The organism is Pseudoalteromonas sp. MMG010, from assembly GCF_018100905.1.
In the GTDB taxonomy this organism is placed as follows: Bacteria; Pseudomonadota; Gammaproteobacteria; order Enterobacterales; family Alteromonadaceae; genus Pseudoalteromonas.
On sequence record NZ_JAGJEG010000003.1, the window covers coordinates 204,943 to 224,410 of the forward strand.

A 19,468-nucleotide genomic window follows, 5' to 3' on the forward strand; every position below is an offset into this window, starting at 1 on the left:
CTTCGCTAATGAGACGCTGCGCTTTAGAGTAGTGATTCAGTGACTGAAGGTGTTTTTCACTTCTCATTTACCCTCATTTTCTTCTCTTTGTGATCATTGGCTTTTGTCTTTGGTTTTAAGTGATTAAAGCTAGTGATTAAGACATTTATGCACAAAGAGACGCTTCGCTAATGAGGCGCTGCGCTTTAGAGTAGTAACTTAGTGATTTAGGACTAGAAGGTGTTTTTCACGTCTCATTTACCCTCATTTGCTTCTCTTTGTGAGCAATGGCTTTTGTCTTTTTTTAAGTGATTCAGTGACTGAAGGTGTTTTTCACTTCTCATTTACTCTCATTTCCTTCTCTTTGTGAGCAATGGCTTTTGTCTTTTTTTAAGTGATTAAGTGACTATTTGCACAAAGAGGCGCTTCGCTGATGAGGCGCTGCGCTTTATTACAGTTTAAGCCTTAGAGTATGGCAGTTCAGCGATGTGGCTAACAAACTTATGTAAACGCCAAGAAATTTCATCTTGGATCACAAAGCTATATTTACAATTGCGTCGGGTATAGGCGATAAAGTGAAGGAAATAAAATTAATTAAATCATTGCCTTTAGCTTAAATAAAGCAAAAATTATCAGGAGGGCATGACTTTGATTGCAGCGCTTAGAACAACCCTTGTGGCGCTGCAATGTTTTAACCTTGTTGGCGTACCAAGTTCTCTAAGGCACGAATATTGGTCACTAAATCTTGACGTTCAGGATAAGAATTAAAAGCTTTGCGTAACTGTTTTAATGCATTTGAGTAGTCTTTACTATCTATGGCTATTTGTGCCAGACCAAGCCAAGCCGATAGCTCAAATTGTGGTATAGCCTGAGCACGTACGTACATTAACCTTGCTTGAGTTAGCTGTTTTTTATTTCGATAAATACTCGCTAAGCTTAATAAGGCATCACCTAAAGTTGGGTTGATTTCTAGTGCTTTAGTTAAACTATTTACTGCGGTGCGAGTATTACCTTGTGCCATAGCAAGCTGTGCACTGTAAACCGAAAACTGTGCCTGTTCTGGCTTTGCTAGTTTTTTTGTTATTGGTTTTGCACTACGAATGAGCGATTGGGCTAGTTGCCATTTCTGTTGAGCGACTAACCAACCTAGGGTTTGCATTGTGGTGCTGATGACTTGGCTTTGTGTATTTATTGTTTTGCTCTTTAAACTTTGTTGCAGTAATGCAACAGCTCGTTTGGCGCTACCTTTGCTCAGATGTAATTGCGCTGCCAATAAAAGGTTACTGGTATCTTTGGGGTTTAGTTTCAACGCGACTTCTATAGCACTTAATGCTTGTGCTTGGTCTTCAATTTGCAAGGCAATTTGTGAGCGCTGTAACCATAAGTCGGCATTGTTGGGGTCGGCATTTAATAACTCCTGTAACAATACATTTGCTTGTCTTAAATCCCCCGATTCTATTAACGCAAATAGTAGTCCTTGCTGGTACTGTGCGGTATTTGGTGTGAGCATAAGGGCTTGGCGATATGCCGCAATGGCGCTCCAAGGTTTATTTTGTTGGACATGAATATAACCAAGTTGCGCATAGCTTTGTGCATCAGCTTGGCCTAGCTCTATATTGTGAATTAAGTGCTTTTGTGCCTTTTGATATTGCCCTTGTTGCATGTAAAGCAGGCTAAGTCCTTGGTGTGCTTTTATTAAGTTGGGTGACTGTTGTAAACAGCTTAAATAAGCGGCCTCTGCATCATTAAACTGTTTTAATGTGAGTAACACTTGAGCTTGTAACAAATTAAGGGCTAGGCTGTTTTTTCCGTTATTGCGGCTATTAAATAGTTCAGCAACTTGCTGATACTCACCACCTTGTAGTAAAGGCTGAAGTTGGCGTGCAAAACTACGTTCTGTAGGCTCAATTTGCACTTCGCTTGGGGAAAGTAAAGTATTATTTAGCGCCAGTTGCCAAGTTGGATCACTAGGTGTGAGAGTGACCTTTAGAGGAGGGATTGGTTGAGCTGCAACATTAAAAATGGGTAAGGCAACAACAGCTAAGCGTGTTAACAGTCGAGTGAATGAGTTTGGAGTTAAAATACGATTTATTTTTTTCATGTTAAATAGGCTTTAAGGTTTAAATTCAATAGGCCAAATAAAGCGAGTACGAACTGTTTCGCCATCTTTTTTGGGTGCAGTAAAGCGCGTTGTTTTAATAATTCTATCTATTTCAGGTTTAAGTGAAGGGTGAGGATTCTCAAGTACTTCAATTAAGGTTAATCTGCCATTTTCATCTATAAACACATCGAGTTTTACTATAAATGCGCCAGTACCATGACGAGTTAAGCTTTTAGGTAGTCTGGCTTTGACTGTACTCAGTGGTGTAGGCAAGGTATCAAGTTGATTTAAGCTAAATGCATCCCAGTTTATACTCATGCTCTGCCATTGTGGTGCCGCTATTACAGTGTTTGGGACATCGGGTTTTGTCACTTTAAAATTACTTTCAACTTTTATTTCGACCGCTTGAATAGCTGCCCCTGCACCTTGTATTGTTAGGCTTGGTAAAGGCTCGCTACTTTGCTGTTGACTGACAGAAGGCGGCGGCGGTGGTGGCAGTGCCACCATAGCGACTTCGCGTACAACTACTTTATCGTCTATTACATTTTCGGCAAGTTGACCTAGCCACAGCAAGAGTAAAGCGGCGGCCAGTACACTAAGGCTGAGCATAAAAGCAAATAATGGATGCCGCTTATTTTTTGGCTGACTTATAATTGGTTGCATATTAAGATTTAGTTGCTAAGTTAACTTGTGTTGCGCCAGCAAGCTTGGCTTCATCGATCACCTGAACCAGTAATTCTGTAGGAACGGTTTTATCAGCTTGGATCACTACAGGTCGCTGTTGCTGCTTTAACATTTGCTCAACACTAGAGCGCACCCCTGCAACCCCTATTTGACTGCCGTCAAAAAAGACTTGTTGGTTATCTGTAATGGCAATAAAAATAACTTGCTGCTCTAGGCGGCTGGCCGATACGGCTTGGGGTTTATTCACCTCGACGCCACTTTCTCGCACAAATACTGTGGTAACGATAAAGAAGATGAGTAATATAAAGACCACATCAAGCAGTGGCGACATATCGATATGCTGGCCATGCTCTTGCTCGAGGCGATGTTTTAAGCGTGATTGCATTTAAGCTTACCCCAATTGTTTATTGAGTGTATGTAATTTCGGATTGCGCTGTGAGTAAGCTAAGTAGGCTTGGAGCAACCAAGCCGGAATAGCGCACACTAAGCCTAATTGCGTGGTGAGTAATGCATCACCAATAGCTTCACTCATCAGTTCATTGTGGCCAAGCGCCATTACTTTAAAAGTATCAAGCAAACCAACAATAGTCCCTAATAGCCCTAATAATGGCAGTGCAGCTGTTAATATAGAGCTGACTTCTTGCCAGTAGCCTTTTCGCTGAGCTTGGTATTGCTTTAAATGTAATAAATCATGAAACACCAGTTGGTACACAGCAAGCGCTAAAATAATAATGCTCCAACAAATAGGATTACTGATAAGTTGTTCAAACACGAGGCTCTCCTTGTTCTAACTGACTCAGTTGTAAAGAAAATGCTTCTAATTGGCTGTAATAGGCTTTGGCTTTGCGTGACAGCAGTGCATTAAGTACTAACGCAGGAATGGCAACCACTAATCCAAGTTCGGTGGTGATGAGCGCTTGTGCGATACCGCCTGATACGACCTCGGGATCGCCAGAGCCAAACAATGTCATCATTTTAAACGTTTCGATCATGCCACTGACGGTACCTAATAAACCGAGTAATGGGGCAACAGCTGCGGTAATGGCAATCGCACCGATAAAGTTGTCGAGCTTGTGTTTATCGTGGATCAGCTGATTAAATAATTGATCATCTCTTACTTGGCCTTTCTCGCTTGCCAAGGTTAAATTAAACAACTGTTGCTGCATGCCTAAAAAGGCGCTGCTATTGTTTTCATTAAAGAGTGTTTGCAGCTGTAGTTGTGAGTGCATTTTAATTTTACTTAAACGCAACAATTGCACTGCTTTAAGTAAGGCTATAGTTAATGCAAAACAGGCAAATAAAATAATAGGAATTGCCCAAAGCCCGCCTTTTTTAAGATGCTCAAGCGGACTTTCTTGTTGTGCTTGGCTCGTTATTAACTGAGTTAAAGTAGGATCGAAAGTCAGTGCCATATTGCCAACCCCACCTTGCTGCAAGCTGGTATTTAGTGGGTTATCGGTACTGGTAGACTGCACTAACGCGACTTTTAAGGTATTCGCTTGCTGGTCTTCATTTGCTAATCCCATTAATTTTGGTGTGCTGGTACTAAACCAAGTCACAGGCCCAACTTTTAAAGTGCTTGCTTGGCTTAATTCTCCATTATTGAGCACAATGGACTGTTGTTTAAACTGCGGATAGAGCGCAACTTCTTGCTGCTTAATTTGCTCCAGCACTTGGCTAAGTAAAGCACTTTGATCGCTTGATGTTGCCGTGGCTAAGTTATGTTGCCTAGTAAACTGGTTAAGCACATTTATTTGGTATTGCTGTTGCTGTTGCCATGTTGCTAGGCGTGTTTGTAATTGTTCTAAGCTTAGCGAGTCTTCGTCGGCTAAACGACGGTTTACGGCAGCTTGTTGGCGTAATTGCTGCAAAGATTGTTGTTTGTTAAATATTTTTTTCGCTAATTGTGCTTGTTGCTTGGCGATGTTTGCTTGTGTGCTGTTTAGGGTGCTCTGTGCTTTTTTTATATCGTTTAACACACTGTGCTTTAAGTTATCGCTATCGGCCAGCACTTGCTGACAAAACACTAGCATCACTAAGGCAAAGGTTTTTAGGTATACATGTTTCATTCGTTCACCTCACTTTGCGTTGCTGATTTGTAACTTAAGATAGGTAAGGTGAGCCAGTCGGCAGGGCGTTGTTTTTGTTGCATTGCAATGCCTTGTGCAACTTGTTGTGCATCTATGCTGGGGTCGAATTCCCATTGCCAACCTAATTCACTGGCAAAACCAGTTCCCACATAAGTTAAATCTTCACTTACAAACCAAGCTTGAGCGGCACCTAAATAAAGCTGTTTTACCCATATATCTTGCCCGTCAGGGTGCTCAATTGCCATTTCGTGAATAGAAATACGCTGTTGAAACTCAGTGAGTAGGGTTAACATTTTAAGTGCCATTTGAAGCTTTTCGGTGCTACTGAGTTGGGGATCGGTTAAATCTCCGACATTGTGCCAGCTGTTAAGTAGCGGAGGAGGTAACTGTACTTGCAATGATAATAAACGCTGTGAAATGGTATTAAGCTGGTCTTCTAACTGCTGCTGGTCTAGTTCAAGCTGAGCTTGTTGAGTGATGAGCTGTTCGCGCTTTTTTGTTAATTCAGTACTATTTTTTTTCCTGCGTTCAGTTAATGCTTTTAGCTGCTGTTGCTCAGCCTCTAAGATCACTAAATTTTGCGACATTGAGCTTTTTCTCTCAAGCCAATGTGACTCTAATTGACTGGTTTGATTCTCGATAGAAAGCCATTTATTGATCAGTTGTTCTATTTCGTTAACTGAATTTGCATGTACTGATATAGCACCAAAAAATGCGACAGACAGGGGGAGTAGTTTAATTACGCTTGGCATTACTTAACAAAGATCCTGAAAGTAGAAAATAAATAATTACACGAAGTAATTATTGTCAATTTGAATGTGCTTAGAATACCTTATTAAATAAAGTAATGCAAATGATAACAATTGTTATTTACATGATTGAGTTGTAGTGATAGTCTTTTCCCGCAATTTATATGACCTAAAAATACTTTTAATAGGTTGACGAAAATTAATCAGTACACTATGGAGTTAACATGAATAAGCCATCAAATAAAGGAAGTGCATACGTAACCCCTATCGCAGCAGTTGTTACAGCAACCTTATCAACATGGGCTAATGCACAAGATACGCAAGAGTTAGCAGTAACTAAAGCTGAAACTCAAACCGAATCGAGTTACATAGTTGAAAACTCAACATCGCATAAATATACGCAACCCTTACTTGATACTGCAAAATCGATTACGGTAATTAACCAAGCCGTAATGAAAGACCGTAATGTTGATAGTTTACAAGATGCACTGCGCAATGTTTCAGGGATTTCTTTAGCTGCCGGTGAAGGTGGTGCTCCGACTGGTGATAGCATGTCTATCCGTGGTTTTAGTGCGACCAATGATATTTTTGTTGATGGCATTCGTGATATTGCCGGTTACACCCGCGATATTTATAACATTGAAGCCGTTGAAGTTTCAAAAGGTCCAGGCTCTGCTGTATCAGGTCGTGGTGCTACAGGTGGTAGTATTAACCTTGAAAGTAAAAAAGCTAAATTAGATGAATTTAATGACGTATCTTTGCGTTTAGGTACAGAGAACGACTACCGTGCTCGTTATGATACTAACCTTAAAATTAACGATACCAGTGCTCTGCGTGTTAACTTATTAAGTGATAGTGGTGATGTTGCCGGCCGTGATTATGTTGAAAATGAAACTAACGCAATTGCAGTTGCGATTGCAACAGGTTTGGGTACAGATAGCCGTTTTGATCTTAATTTCGAATACCAAAGGCAAGATAACCTACCAGATTACGGTATCGCTTGGGTGAGCAGCGATACTCCTGTAGCTGAATTAGCAGACAGTGCTCGAGGCCCATCTCCTGTTGATTTTGATAATTTCTACGGTAATATTTATCGGGATTATGAAGATATAGAAGCATACTCAGCAACAGCACGTTACGAGCATGATCTATCGCAAAATACGATGATTCGTGCGCAGGTACGTTTAGGGACAGTGAAGCGTGAATCGGTAACTACTGCACCACGCTACTTCTCAGTGACAACCGATACTGATATTACTTTTTCTGATGAAAAAACACGTGATACTGAAAATGATTTAGCGGCTTTACAAGTTGACTTGGTTGGCCAATATCAATGGGGTGGATTGACGCATGATATTGTTGCAGGGGTTGAATTAGCAAACGAAACCTTTACTCGTTATAACTTAGTAGCGACAACGGCTGATAATTTAATTGAAGATGAGATCAGAAACGATTTATATAACCCAGATGCAACGATTGCTTTTACAGGTGTATACGGACGTGACGGCACTAGCATTGAAGCTAAAGCTAAAAATCAAGCAATTTTTATTTTCGATACAGTGACGTTAAACGAGCATTGGGAAGTGACAGCAGGTTTACGTCATGATCGTTTCACAACTGATTATTATAACAGCTACACAGATCCAACAGCATTAATTACGACCAGTGATGACTTAACCAGCTGGAATGCAGCAGTGGTATACAAACCGAATGCGAACGGTAGTATTTATTTAGGTGCAGGTAATTCATACAACCCGTCGGCGGAAGGATTGACCGTTTCTACTCGTACTAATGCCGCGGAGCTAGATGCAGAGAAAAGCAAGAGCTACGAGTTTGGTACTAAGTGGAGCTTATTCGATGGCCAACTACAAACTAATGCTGCTTTATTTCGCACTGAAAAAACCAATGCCCTTACTGATGACCCATTTGGTGATAGTGCGAGCGATGAAATTCTTGGCGGCGAACAACGTGTACAAGGTTTAGAGCTTTCAGCAACAGGTATTATTACTAAAGACTGGACGGTAATTGCGTCTTACACATATCAAGACAGTGAAGTAACCAAAGCCTTGGGTGATGACGTTACACAAATAGGCAATGAGCTAGCACGTACCCCGAAAAACAGTGCTAGTTTATGGACCACTTATGATATGTCAGAACAATTGTCGTTTGGCTTTGGTGCTCAGTATGTAGGCGAGCGCTTTAATGGGACAACTGCAACACGCTCACGCGCTGCGGGTTATACTATTTTTGACTTTATGGTAGCGTATGACGTTAGTGCTGATTTAAGTTTACAGCTAAATGGTGAAAACCTTGGCGATAAAGATTACGTTGACCAATTGGGCGGCGGCCACTTTGTACCAGGTAGTGGACGTAAATTTAGCTTAACGGCAAGCTACTCGTTTTAATATAATTGAGTATTAAATAGCGCAGTAAATATAAGGGTAGGCTTGATAACTACCCTTATTTTTTTACATTTAGTGAAGGGGCTCACATGTTAATTAAAGTACCAGATTTACTCACCAAAGAAGAAGTAGCATACTGCTATGAAAAGCTATTAAAAGCACAGTGGGCTGATGGTAGTATTACTGCTGGTTATCAATCTAGCCAAGCAAAAAATAATTTACAATTACCAGAAAACAGTCCAGAGGCACTAGAGTTGGGCGAGATTATTATGGCTGCATTGGCACGTAATAATCTATTTATGTCGGCAGCTCTGCCCGCGAAGATTTTCCCTCCATTATTTAATTGCTACCAAGGAGGACAATCGTTTGGTGTGCATGTTGATAATGCTATTAGACAAGTGCCAGGTACCCCCGTAAAAGTGCGTACAGATGTATCGATGACGGTATTTTTAAATGAGCCTGATGAATATGAAGGTGGTGAATTAGTAATAGAAGACACCTATGGTTCGCACAGTGTAAAGCTCCCTGCAGGCAGTATGGTGTTGTACCCTTCGACCAGTTTACACCGAGTGACTCCAGTGACCAAAGGCCGCCGTTTGGCTTCGTTCTTTTGGCTGCAGAGTATGGTTAATAGTGATGAAAAGCGCGGTTTGCTATTTGATTTAGATATGTCTATTCAAGGCTTACGTGAAAAAGTAGCAGATAGCCCCGAGATTATTCAGTTAACCGGTGTTTATCACAATTTATTACGTCAATGGGCACACACCTAGCATCAACTTAAAATAACACCGAATATTTTGTTAAGGTTAAAGCCTAAAAAGCACTTTAACCTTAGTTGCTAGCTTACTATTTTTGATACTTACTGGGGTGATTAGATTGCTATCACCATGTATCTTACATCATGGTATCAATACCGTATTCGGCTTGCCAATCAAGCTCCATTAGCGTTTTTTCTGGTACAGTATAATATGCAGTCATATCACTGGGTGTACGTGGTGATATTTTATAGGCAATGCTTTTTGTCTTTTTTTAAGTCATTAAGCGATTATTTGCACAAAGAGGCGCTTCGCTTTAGAGAGGCTGCGCTTTAGAGTAGTGATTAGTGATTAGTGATTAGTGATTAGTGATTTTGTCGTGTTTTTGGCTTCTCATTTACCCTTATTTTCTTCTTTTTGTGAGCAATGGTTTTGTCTTTGTTTTTTAAGTAGTTAAGTGATTATTTGCACAAAGAGGCGCTACACTTTAGAGAAGTGATTCAGTGACTAGAAGGTGTTTTTCACTTCTCATTTTCCCTCATTTGCTTCTCTTTGTGAGCAATGGTTTTGTCTTTGGTTTTAATTAATTAAGTAATTATTTGCACAAAGAGGCGCTTCGCTTTAGAGACGCTGCGCTTTAGAGTAGTAACTTGGTGATTTAGTGACTAGAACGTATTTTTCACTTCTCATTTACCCTCATTTTCTTCTCTTTGTGGGCATTGGTTTTTAGTGATTAAGCCATTTATGCACAAAGAGGCGCTTCGCTTTAGAGACGCTGCGCTTTAGAGTAGTAACTTAGTGATTTAGTGACTAGAACGTGTTTTTCACTTCTCATTTACCCTCATTTACTTCTCTTTGTGGGCAATGGTTTTGTCTTTTTTAAGTAATTAAGTAATTAAGTAATTAAGTAATTAAGTAATTAAGTAATTAAGTGATTATTTGCACAAAGAGGCGCTTCGCTTTAGAGACGCTGCGCTTTAGAGTAGTGATTAGTGATTAGTGATTAGTGATTTTTTCGTGTTTTTGGCTTCTCATTTACCCTCATTTTTTTCTCTTTGTGGGCAATAGTTTTGTCTTTGGTTTTTAAGTAGTTAAGTGATTAAGACATTTGTGCACAAAGAGACGCTGCGCTTTAGAGATGCTGAGCTTTTGAGTGGTAACTTGGTGCTTTAGTGACTAGAACCTGTGCTTTGGTTGTTCATTTAGCGGCTGTATTTTATATTAACAACCAGGTGGCGGTGCCTAAAAAGGCAAATATACCCACAATATCAGTGACTGTTGTTAATACAACACTGCCAGCTAAAGCAGGGTCTATCTTCATTTTTTTCAAAATAATAGGAATACTAGCGCCAGCAACACCCGCTACAACTAAGTTCATAAACATGGCAAAGGCTAATACGCCGCCTAACATAAAATCCCATTGCCACAGTGCAATAACACCGGCAATTAACACCGACCATAAAATACCATTGAGTGCGCCAATAGCGAGCTCTTTAGCCATTAAAAATCGTTGGTTGGTTTGGTTTATATGACCTACGGCAATCCCGCGGATAACAAGGGTAAGTGACTGGCTGCCAGCAACTCCGCCCATTGAAGGAACAATCCCGTTGAGCACGGCAAGAATAGGTAAAATATCGAGTGTGCTTTCAAAAAAGCTAGCAACAAACGCCGCTAATAAAGCGGTTAATAAGTTAACACCTAGCCATACCGAGCGCTTTTTAGAGCTTTTTAATACCGGTGCAAAGGTGTCTTCTTCGTCATCAAGGCCCGCTAAACTTAATAAACTGTGCTCGGCATCTTCTCTAATAACATCAACAATATCATCAATGGTGACACGGCCTAACAGATGTGCGTTGTCGTCAACAACCGGAGCCGAAATCCAATTGTGGCGTTCAAATAATTGAGCTACTTCACTTTCATCCATCGAAATAGGAATTGACTCACAGTCTTCATCCATTAAGTCTTTAACTATTTTTTCAGGCGGATTAGTCAGTAAAGTGCTGAGCGATAAAGCGCCTAAAAAACAATTATGTTTATCGACGACATATAAGTCATCGGTGCCTTCAGGCAGTTTTGAGCGTAAGCGAAGATAGCGTAATACTACATCGAGGGTGACATCGGGGCGAATGGTGACCGTATCGGTGTTCATTAGTGCCCCAGCTGAACGCTCTTGATAAGAGAGGGCTTGAGTTGCTCTTTCTCTATCTTGGCTGTCCATTGCGCTTACAACGTCTTGGTATACGGTATCGGGTAAACTACGTAATACTTCACCTAGATCATCGTGATCCATATCCTCTGTTGCCGCAGCGATATGTTCAGGTTCCATTCGTGCAATAATGCCTAGGCGTACATCTTCAGAAAGCTCTTCAAGTACGTCACCTTGAACATCAGGGTCGACTAATTTCCATAATAAACGACGTATTTTATGCGGCGAAGATTCAAGTAAAAGGGCGGTATCACAGGGGGCTGTTTTGGCTAAGGTACGACGCACTTGAACAAATTGACCACTATTAAGCGATTGTGTAACTTGCTTAAGTTGTTGTAGTGGGTAATCTTGTTCAAAAGCTTCAGGCATTGGCGTCCTTAGTTGTTTATTTTAGCAAGGCCTTATTAGTGTATATTAGTTAATTGGCGTGTGCTATGGCTATTCTTGTTCGTTGAATCGTTGGGCTATTAATTGTCCAATTGCCTCCAGTGCTGGTGCAGCATCGGGGCCTTCACAAACTACTTTTACTTCTTTACCTTTACTACTTTCAAGTAACATCAGTGCCAACACGCTATCGCCTGCGGCTTCTTTTTCATCTTGATATAAAGTAATGCTGGCATCAAACTTTACTGCTAACTGTGCAAGTACAGTGGCTGCCCTTGCGTGTAAACCAAGTTTGTTTTGTATTAAAAAAGTATCTTCAGAGCGCATATACTACCTTGTTTAATATGAACCTTTAATTATTTTTCTTGTTCGCGATGTCTAATTTTTACATTAGGGTGACTTGTTAAAAAGCTTTCCCCTATTGTTTGAGCTAAATAAACAGAGCGGTGTTGACCGCCTGTACACCCAATAGCAATTGTGAGGTAGCTACGGTTATTTCGTTCTAAATGCGGCAACCAAGTTTGTACAAACGTTTGGATTTGCCATGTGAATTTTTGCACTATGCTATGATTCGCTAAGTAGTCTTTAACGGGTTGGTCTAACCCAGTAAGGGGTTTTAGCTCTGGCTCCCAATGTGGATTAGGTAAAAAGCGTGCGTCAAACACATAGTCGGCTTCTTTAGGAATACCGTGTTTAAAACCAAAAGACTCGAACGTGATAATGAGTTTTTTGTCTTTTTTCCCGAGAATTTTTTCGCGGATTGATTCTGCTAATTGGTGTACGCTTAAATCGGTGGTGTCGATAATAAAGTCGGCACTTGAAATTAAAACATCGAGTAATTCTTTTTCTTTTTTTATGGCGATGTCTAGCGGTAAAGAATCCATTGATAATGGGTGTAATCGTCTGGTTTCAGAAAAGCGTTTAATGAGTGTTTGATGTTCGCTATCTAAATAAAATATTGTGGGTTTTGTAAAGGCCGGTAGGTACTCTAAAATTTCATTAAATTCTTGTTGTTCTTTAGGTAGATTTCGTACATCTATACTAACGGCTATTTTATTATAATTATCAGATACGCTGCGTACTAATGAAGGTAATAAGTTTAATGGAATGTTATCTACACAGTAATAGCCGAGATCTTCTACAACCCTTAAAGCAACAGATTTTCCCGAACCCGAACTGCCACTTATAATGATTAACTCCATTTAACTCTCCATTGTTAGTTACGATTGTTCTACGATAATTTGGTACAAAGATTCATCGCTTTGCGCACTGCGTAATTGCTTACAAAACTCTTTATTATTGAGTTTTTCAGCAATAGTCGATAGCGTTTTTAAATGCTGACTGTTATCACCATCGGGTACGATTAAAGCAACAAAAATATCGACAGGGCGGTTATCAATTGCATCAAAACTGATTGGTTTTTCATTAATTAATATTAACGCAAGAGGGTCTTGTGCCCCGTTCATTCTTGCGTGAGGAATTGCAATGCCTCGGCCAATTCCGGTGCTACCAAGTTTTTCTCTGGCCATTAATGAATTTAGAATATCTTGCTGCGCTAAATACGGTAATTTATTATGCGCAAGCTCACTGATGAACTCTAAGATCCGTTTTTTACTATTAAAAAGGACCGCAGCCTTGCTGCAGTCCTGACATATTAGTGAACTTAATTTCATCATATTAGTGTCGAGCAAGCTTCTCTTTGTGTTTAATTACTTGTCGATCTAGCTTATCAATCAACGAGTCAATGGCTGCATACATATCTTGGTGCTCAGTGGATGCAAATAATTCGGCCCCACTGACATGAATTGTCGCTTCTGCTTTTTGGCTTAGCTTTTCTACATCGAGTATTACGTGTACGTTATTGATGTGGTCGTAATGCCTTTGTAGTTTCGCAAACTTAGTATTAATATAATCTTTTAAAGAATCAGTAACTTCTACATGGCGACCAGTTAAGTTTAATTGCATAAGCGTTTTCCTCTTTGTTTTCGTCTTAAATCAAGCTTTTTCGCTGATTTGACGGTGGAATAGCTAGCGATTCACGGTATTTTGCTATTGTGCGTCTAGCTACTTTAATACCTTGTTCTGCCAATATATCTGCAATTTTACTATCACTCAATGGTTTAGCTGAGTTTTCTGCAGCAATTAGCTTTTTAATTAGTGCGCGTATAGCGGTTGAAGAACATTCTCCGCCATTTTCTGTGCTTACGTGGCTTGAGAAAAAATACTTTAATTCAAAAATACCACGAGGCGTATGCATGTATTTTTGTGTTGTAACACGCGAAATCGTTGATTCGTGCATTTCGACCATTTCAGCAACATCGTTAAGTACCATTGGCTTCATTGCCTCAGGACCATGTTCAAAAAATGCTTGTTGTTGTTTTACAATACAATTGGTTACTTTGAGTAATGTATCGTTACGGCTTTCAAGGCTTTTAATAAACCATTTTGCTTCTTGTAAGTGAGAGCGAATAAACTGGCTATCTCCACTTGATTTGACTGTGCGAGACATTGCTGCGTATTGGTTGTTCACTCTTATTTTAGGCATGCTGTCTGGATTTAGTTCTACGATCCAGCGTCCTTTTGCTTTTTTTACTGACACATCAGGAATAACATATTCAGACTCTTCGCGCACAATGGTATCTGCAGGCTTTGGATTAAGCGTATGAATGAGTGTCATTATTTCTTTAAGCTCATTTTCTTTAAGCTTTGTTTTTTTCATTAACGTACGATAATCACGCGCTGCCAGTAAGTCGATATGATCGGTTAACACCATTTTTGTTTCGGTTAAGTATGGGGTGTCTTGATCAAATTGATTGAGCTGAATACATAAGCACTCTTGTAGGCTGCGAGCTGCAATCCCAACTGGGTCGAATAATTGAATGCGCTTTAATACCGCTTCAATTTCATCTAATTCAACTTCTTGTTCTTCTACGTTTTCTTGATTAAAGCTTTCTAAAATTTCTTCACAGCTGAGCGTTAAAATCCCCGAATCATCAACCGCTTCAACAATCGCAATCGCAATGGCTTCATCGGTAGGGCTAAAGGGGGTGAGCTGTAATTGCCACATTAAATATTCATGGAGAGTTTCGCTTGAAGAGCCTTGATAAATAGATTCATCTTCTGGCATTGGGCCTGATGATGACCCTGGTGCTGCGCTCATGTATTCATCCCACGTTACATCCATAGCCATTTCATCACTTACCGTATCTTTGGTAAGTGCTTCGCCGGCGTCTTGCTCATACTCGCTGGGTTTTTCATCTGCGGAGGCACTAACGGTTACTTCATCGTTTTCAGATTTTTGTTCATTTTTTCCAGCAGTTTCTTGCGTGTAATCTTGTTCTTCTATTTCAAGTAGTGGGTTGCTATCGAGCGCTTCTTGGATTTCTTGCTGAAGATCCAACGTACTTAACTGCAGCAAGCGAATAGCCTGTTGCAGTTGTGGAGTCATTGTAAGTTGCTGGCCCATGCGCAGCTGTAATGATTGCCTCATGTATCTCTAACAATCCTTTTTTTGATATGAATTAATACTAGCAGATGCTTATTAGACTTATCTTAAAGTTATAGTCTAAATTGTTCGCCTAAATAAACATCGCGCACTGTTTTGTCACTTAATACATGTTCAGGAGTACCCGACGCTATTAGCTCACCATGAGATACTATGTAGGCTTTTTCACATACATCAAGTGTTTCTCTTACATTATGGTCGGTTATAAGCACACCAATACCACGATTTTTAAGGTGTTCGATTATCTTCTTTATATCTAACACTGAAATGGGGTCAACACCAGCAAAAGGCTCATCTAAAAGAATAAATTTTGGATCTGCTGCTAATGCGCGCGCTATTTCGACCCGTCGGCGCTCACCACCAGATAATGCCATGCCTTGGCTATCTCGAATATGCTGAATGCTAAATTCATCAAGTAAACTGTTTAATGTATTTTCTCTGTCGGCTTTACTCAGTTCTTTTCGAGTTTCTAAAATAGCCATTAAATTTTGATACACAGTGAGTTTTCTAAAAATAGATGATTCTTGCGGTAAATAGCCAATACCTAAACGCGCGCGACTATGCATAGGCAATAAGGTGATATCGTTATCATCAATGCTTATTGTGCCTTTATCGCTCGGAACTAAGCCAACAATCATATAAAACGTTGTAGTTTTTCCGGCGCCATTAGGCCCTAATAACCCAACGATACTGCCTGCTTCTACTTCTAAGCCAACATTTTTTACGACTTGGCGGCCTTTATAGCTTTTTGCTAGTAATGCTGCTTTTAGTGTACTCATGGTTGACCTTCATCGCCTTTTAATTTTTTTTCTACGGGTACTAAAATAGTGTGTACTCGTTCTGATGAATCTTCGTCTTTTTCGGCATTAATTAACTGTTGTTCAATATCGTAAGTGATACTTTTAGCCTGTATTTTTTGACCTGCTTGGGTGATTTTTGCATCACCATTTAAAACTAAGGTACGTGTAGAAACATCGTAACGAACTTCGTTTGCACTGGCACTGATTATTGTTCCGTCAGGTTGCTTTTCTTCAAAGTAAGCGGGGGTTCCTGTTGCAATCAATAACTGCTTATCGTTACCTAAGTTATCACGTTTATGTACCTCAAGGCGATCCGCTTTGATTAGTCGGTTACCGTGTACTATTTCAACGTTTTTTTCAAAAATACCTACATTTTCTTTTAATTGCCCTTGTTGGGTATCTGAACTAATCGAAATTTGGTTGGCATTTGGTGTAGCTTCTGCGGTGTTTGCATAGCTTGGCATGCTTAATAATAGCGCAGGGACGATAAATAATTTTAATAGCTTATTGGTCATAATATATAGTTCGCGTGTGGTTAATAAGTTCGATCACTTCGGTGTTTAAATCAGCTTGAAGTCCTTTCCCTATTACTTTTAAGTTGGGGCCAGTGATTATAACGGGCTGCTCTGAACTCATTGTTAATAAGTTTATATCAACATGAATGTTATCTGCATGAATTTTTTCAATCATGGCGTTTTCTGTCATGTTTGTTGCAACAACGTCACCTTCTAAAATGAGTTGTTGGTTTTCATACAAAGAAGCTTCGTTAGCATTAATTTGCCATGTTTGATCGTTGTTGTATAAGGTAAAAATGGGTTTTTCAAAATGAGTAAAACCCAATTGTTGGTAAAGCTCCATTTTTGTTGCTGTAACTTGGTGGCTTAAATTACCTTGTTTGTCATAAGCGGTTTGTTTTAACGCTTTGGCTGTGTAATCGGGTTTGGCAAGTATTTCGGCATCGGTGCTTTGGGTTGTGGTTGGTTGAGTAAAATAAGGCAACCACAGCCATATCATACAACCGGTAAAAGCAACGAATAAGACAATACGAGCTGAATTCATGAGCTAGTGCCTTTAGTTGTTAAGGCTTTATTGTTTTCGAGCATTAATAAATCAGTTAGCTCTCTTACTGCACCAAAACCGCCTGGTAACAGGGTTGTATAATGAGCGATACGTTTGATTAAAGGGTGAGCGTCGTTGACTGCAACAGCAAAACCAACCAACTCCATTACTGGCATATCAGGACCGTCATCACCAATGTAAGCAATTTCATCGTCGCTTAAGTTTAATTTATTTTTGAGTTCTTGATAGGCTAAAAGCTTATTTTCTTGGCCTTGATAAATATGTGGTACCGTTAAGCTTTGCATTCTTTGTTGTACTATTTTTGAATGGCGCCCGGTAATTACAGCAACTTCAAATCCATTATTAATGATCTCTTTAATACCAAATCCATCTTTGGTATTAAATGCTTTGAGCTCTTCACCTTGGTTGCCTAAATAAATTCGGCCATCTGAAAACACGCCATCAATGTCGCAAATAAGTAGTTTTACTTTTTTAGCTCGGGCTTGTACGTCAAGACTAAGTGGTTGGTAAAGGTCTTCAAATTGCATTATATAACTCCCGCTTTTAATAAGTCTTGCATGTTAAGTGCACCAATAGGTTGGTTTTGTTCATTAATAACAATGAGTCCATTTATACTTTTTTGCTCCATAATATTCAATGCTTCAGCAGCAAGTATATGTGCAGGGACCGTGGTGCATTTAGTTGTCATGACCTCACTGATTAATGTGCTGTGTATATCTACGCGTTGCTCTAAAATACGTCGTAAATCACCATCAGTAAATAACCCCGCTAATTGCTGCTTTTCATCGACAATGGCGGTCATGCCCAATCCTTTAGCTGACATTTCAATTAAGGCATCTTTTATCGTTTGTGCGAGTGTAATAATAGGCGTGCGATCGCCACTGTGCATAATATCGTTAATACTCAGTAATAAGCGTTTACCTAAACTGCCACCTGGGTGTGATAGAGCAAAGTCATTTGCTGTAAAGCCGCGAGCCTCTAATAGGGCTACAGCTAGTGCATCGCCCATAACTAAGGTAGCCGTGGTACTTGCTGTCGGTGCAAGGCCTAATGGGCATGCTTCTTTTTCAACTTTAATACAAATATGAACATCGGAAAAAGTAGCCATAGTGGAGTTTGTATTGCCTGTCATTGCAACAATTTTTGCACCGATTCGCTTTAACACCGGAATAATATTTAATACTTCACTGGTCTCTCCAGAGTTGGAGATTAGCATTACGACATCGTGTTCGGTGATCATACCTAAATCACCATGACTGGCTTCACCGGGGTGTACAAAAAAAGCAGGACTACCTGTACTTGCTAAAGTAGCTGCTATTTTATTACCAATATGACCTGATTTGCCCATACCAATAACAACAATACGACCTGTGCATTGATACATAAGCTGGCATGCGTGATTAAAATCATCATTTATGTACTGTGCTATATCGCTAAGTGCTTGTTGCTCTATCGCTAATACACGCAAGCCTTGTTTAATAAAGTTTTGCTGTGTCATGAACTATCCTACTTGACTAAAAATATAGCCCTGATACGCCACAAATGCGGTGAGTAATAGGCCGCCTTCTATTCTATTGATACGTTGGCGTCCTTTAAAGTTCAATGACATAACAATTAAGGCAATCGTTGCGCCTAACATAATTAAGATATCGCGAGTGGCAATAGATGAGTCAACCGCGGAAGGATTTATAATACCGGCTAAAGGTAATACCGCGAGAATATTAAATACATTTGAGCCAACAATATTACCTAATGCTAAGTCATCTTCATTTTTTAATACCCCAGCAATTGATGCTGCTAGTTCGGGTAAGCTAGTACCTATTGCAATAATTGTTAAGCCGATGACTAAATCACTTAAGCCAAAATATTTTGCAATGTCGACGGCTGAACCTACTAAAAAATGTGCGCTAACGGGTAATAAAATTATACCGATAATTAACCAAAATACGGCTTTTTTGGTTGGTACATTGTCTGGGACTTCATCGCATGCTTCGGCGACAAAGGGGTCATCTTGTGCTTTAGCTCGTAACGAAATAATAATTAAGCCAACAATAAATACAACAAAGCCAATTAGCAGTGCAATACCTTCGTTTAAGGAAAAATAGTTATCAGAAAAAATATACCAACTTGCCAATGAAATGAGTAATACTAATGGCATTTCGCGTTTTAAAGTACTTGAAGACACTGATAATGGTCGTAATAGTGCTGTAATACCCAGTACTAATAAAATATTTGTTATATTTGAGCCCACCGCATTACCCACGGCAGTATCTGTTTTATTGGCTAATGCAGCCGATGCTGAAACCATCATTTCGGGCGCTGATGATCCCATTGCTACGACCGTTAAACCAACGATTAATGTTGGTACACCCAGATTTTTGGCCAAAGCGGCAGCGCCGAAAACAAAGCGATCAGCACTCCACACTAAGCCGGCAAAACCAATAATTAAAATAACAAAAGAGGTAAGCATGTTATGTAGCCAAGTATTCAAAATTGAGTTGGCGCGAATAGTAACAAATGCAAACCTGAAAGTATAAATAAAAGAGTAGGGTCTAGTGTATTATAATGTTATAAAAGCGCGCTGTTTTTTGTTGTTTAGTCGCTTTTTAAGCGAATGTTAAGTTAAAGCCGGTCAAGCTTAGACTGATTTGTATTTAGGTATTACAAAATCTTACGATTTGTGTTTTCCATCTTGCAACAAAAACCCTTAAAATAGGATATAAAGTGAGAAAT

At 39.7% G+C, this 19,468-nt stretch carries 20 protein-coding genes; 2 read left to right on the forward strand and 18 right to left on the reverse strand.

Going from position 1 to position 19,468, the window contains the following annotated elements; genetic code table 11:
* Positions 1-670: 670 nt before the first annotated feature.
* From J8L70_RS05875 to J8L70_RS05900, 6 genes are read right to left on the reverse strand one after another with little or no spacing between them, the layout of a single operon-like run.
* Complete coding sequence (locus J8L70_RS05875) at positions 671-2,080, reverse strand: tetratricopeptide repeat protein (RefSeq protein ID WP_211054606.1); 1,410 nt, start codon at positions 2,078-2,080, stop codon at positions 671-673.
* A gap of 12 nt (positions 2,081-2,092) precedes the next feature.
* Positions 2,093-2,743: an energy transducer TonB gene (locus tag J8L70_RS05880; protein WP_211054607.1), complete on the reverse strand. Its 651-nt coding sequence runs from the start codon at positions 2,741-2,743 to the stop codon at positions 2,093-2,095.
* A gap of 1 nt (position 2,744) precedes the next feature.
* Positions 2,745-3,149, reverse strand: a complete 405-nt coding sequence (locus tag J8L70_RS05885) for a biopolymer transporter ExbD (protein WP_211054608.1) — start codon at positions 3,147-3,149, stop codon at positions 2,745-2,747.
* Positions 3,150-3,155: 6 nt separating this feature from the next.
* Positions 3,156-3,536 (reverse strand): MotA/TolQ/ExbB proton channel family protein, encoded by a 381-nt coding sequence (locus J8L70_RS16045; RefSeq protein WP_211054609.1) that lies wholly within the window; start codon positions 3,534-3,536, stop codon positions 3,156-3,158.
* A complete protein-coding gene (locus J8L70_RS05895; RefSeq protein WP_211054610.1) occupies positions 3,529-4,833 on the reverse strand; it encodes a MotA/TolQ/ExbB proton channel family protein in 1,305 nt (434 codons plus the stop codon). Before J8L70_RS05895 ends, J8L70_RS16045 begins: the two co-directional genes overlap by 8 nt.
* Positions 4,830-5,606 (reverse strand): DUF3450 family protein, encoded by a 777-nt coding sequence (locus tag J8L70_RS05900; protein ID WP_211054611.1) that lies wholly within the window; start codon positions 5,604-5,606, stop codon positions 4,830-4,832. The genes J8L70_RS05895 and J8L70_RS05900 overlap by 4 nt, the downstream gene beginning before the upstream one ends.
* A gap of 221 nt (positions 5,607-5,827) precedes the next feature.
* Here J8L70_RS05900 and J8L70_RS05905 point away from each other — a divergent pair, with 221 nt between their 5' ends.
* Together J8L70_RS05905 and J8L70_RS05910 are read left to right on the forward strand one after the other, a co-directional pair.
* On the forward strand, positions 5,828-8,008 hold the full coding sequence (locus tag J8L70_RS05905; protein WP_211054612.1) for a TonB-dependent siderophore receptor: 2,181 nt from the start codon (positions 5,828-5,830) through the stop codon (positions 8,006-8,008).
* 86 nt (positions 8,009-8,094) lie between these two features.
* Positions 8,095-8,775: a Fe2+-dependent dioxygenase gene (locus J8L70_RS05910; protein WP_211054613.1), complete on the forward strand. Its 681-nt coding sequence runs from the start codon at positions 8,095-8,097 to the stop codon at positions 8,773-8,775.
* A 1,201-nt stretch (positions 8,776-9,976) separates the two neighbouring features.
* On the opposite strand, the gene mgtE is transcribed toward J8L70_RS05910, so the two are convergent.
* From mgtE to J8L70_RS05970, 12 genes are all read right to left on the reverse strand, one after another.
* Positions 9,977-11,335: a magnesium transporter gene (gene mgtE, locus J8L70_RS05915; protein ID WP_211054614.1), complete on the reverse strand. Its 1,359-nt coding sequence runs from the start codon at positions 11,333-11,335 to the stop codon at positions 9,977-9,979.
* A gap of 69 nt (positions 11,336-11,404) precedes the next feature.
* Entirely contained in the window at positions 11,405-11,677 is a 273-nt protein-coding gene (locus J8L70_RS05920; RefSeq protein WP_211054615.1) for an HPr family phosphocarrier protein, read from the reverse strand.
* A 29-nt stretch (positions 11,678-11,706) separates the two neighbouring features.
* Positions 11,707-12,552: an RNase adapter RapZ gene (rapZ, locus tag J8L70_RS05925; RefSeq protein ID WP_211054616.1), complete on the reverse strand. Its 846-nt coding sequence runs from the start codon at positions 12,550-12,552 to the stop codon at positions 11,707-11,709.
* 18 nt (positions 12,553-12,570) lie between these two features.
* Positions 12,571-13,023 carry a PTS IIA-like nitrogen regulatory protein PtsN gene (gene ptsN / locus J8L70_RS05930; protein WP_211054641.1) on the reverse strand — a complete coding sequence of 151 codons (453 nt, stop codon included), beginning with the start codon at positions 13,021-13,023 and terminating at the stop codon, positions 12,571-12,573.
* Positions 13,024-13,027: 4 nt separating this feature from the next.
* Complete coding sequence (hpf, locus tag J8L70_RS05935) at positions 13,028-13,315, reverse strand: ribosome hibernation promoting factor (RefSeq protein ID WP_211054617.1); 288 nt, start codon at positions 13,313-13,315, stop codon at positions 13,028-13,030.
* Positions 13,316-13,340: 25 nt separating this feature from the next.
* Positions 13,341-14,840: an RNA polymerase factor sigma-54 gene (locus J8L70_RS05940; protein ID WP_211054618.1), complete on the reverse strand. Its 1,500-nt coding sequence runs from the start codon at positions 14,838-14,840 to the stop codon at positions 13,341-13,343.
* A 68-nt stretch (positions 14,841-14,908) separates the two neighbouring features.
* Positions 14,909-15,634: an LPS export ABC transporter ATP-binding protein gene (gene lptB / locus J8L70_RS05945; RefSeq protein ID WP_211054619.1), complete on the reverse strand. Its 726-nt coding sequence runs from the start codon at positions 15,632-15,634 to the stop codon at positions 14,909-14,911.
* Positions 15,631-16,170 (reverse strand): lipopolysaccharide transport periplasmic protein LptA, encoded by a 540-nt coding sequence (gene lptA / locus J8L70_RS05950; RefSeq protein WP_211054620.1) that lies wholly within the window; start codon positions 16,168-16,170, stop codon positions 15,631-15,633. Before lptA ends, lptB begins: the two co-directional genes overlap by 4 nt.
* The gene (lptC, locus tag J8L70_RS05955) at positions 16,160-16,714 is read right to left on the reverse strand and encodes an LPS export ABC transporter periplasmic protein LptC (RefSeq protein WP_211054621.1); all 555 of its coding nucleotides are present in this window, start codon (positions 16,712-16,714) and stop codon (positions 16,160-16,162) included. Before lptC ends, lptA begins: the two co-directional genes overlap by 11 nt.
* A complete protein-coding gene (gene kdsC / locus J8L70_RS05960) occupies positions 16,711-17,262 on the reverse strand; it encodes a 3-deoxy-manno-octulosonate-8-phosphatase KdsC (protein WP_211054622.1) in 552 nt (183 codons plus the stop codon). The genes lptC and kdsC overlap by 4 nt, the downstream gene beginning before the upstream one ends.
* On the reverse strand, positions 17,262-18,233 hold the full coding sequence (locus tag J8L70_RS05965; RefSeq protein WP_211054623.1) for a KpsF/GutQ family sugar-phosphate isomerase: 972 nt from the start codon (positions 18,231-18,233) through the stop codon (positions 17,262-17,264). Before J8L70_RS05965 ends, kdsC begins: the two co-directional genes overlap by 1 nt.
* Before the next feature lie 3 nt (positions 18,234-18,236).
* The gene (locus J8L70_RS05970) at positions 18,237-19,205 is read right to left on the reverse strand and encodes a calcium/sodium antiporter (RefSeq protein WP_211054624.1); all 969 of its coding nucleotides are present in this window, start codon (positions 19,203-19,205) and stop codon (positions 18,237-18,239) included.
* Between the last annotated feature and the right edge of the window lie 263 nt (positions 19,206-19,468).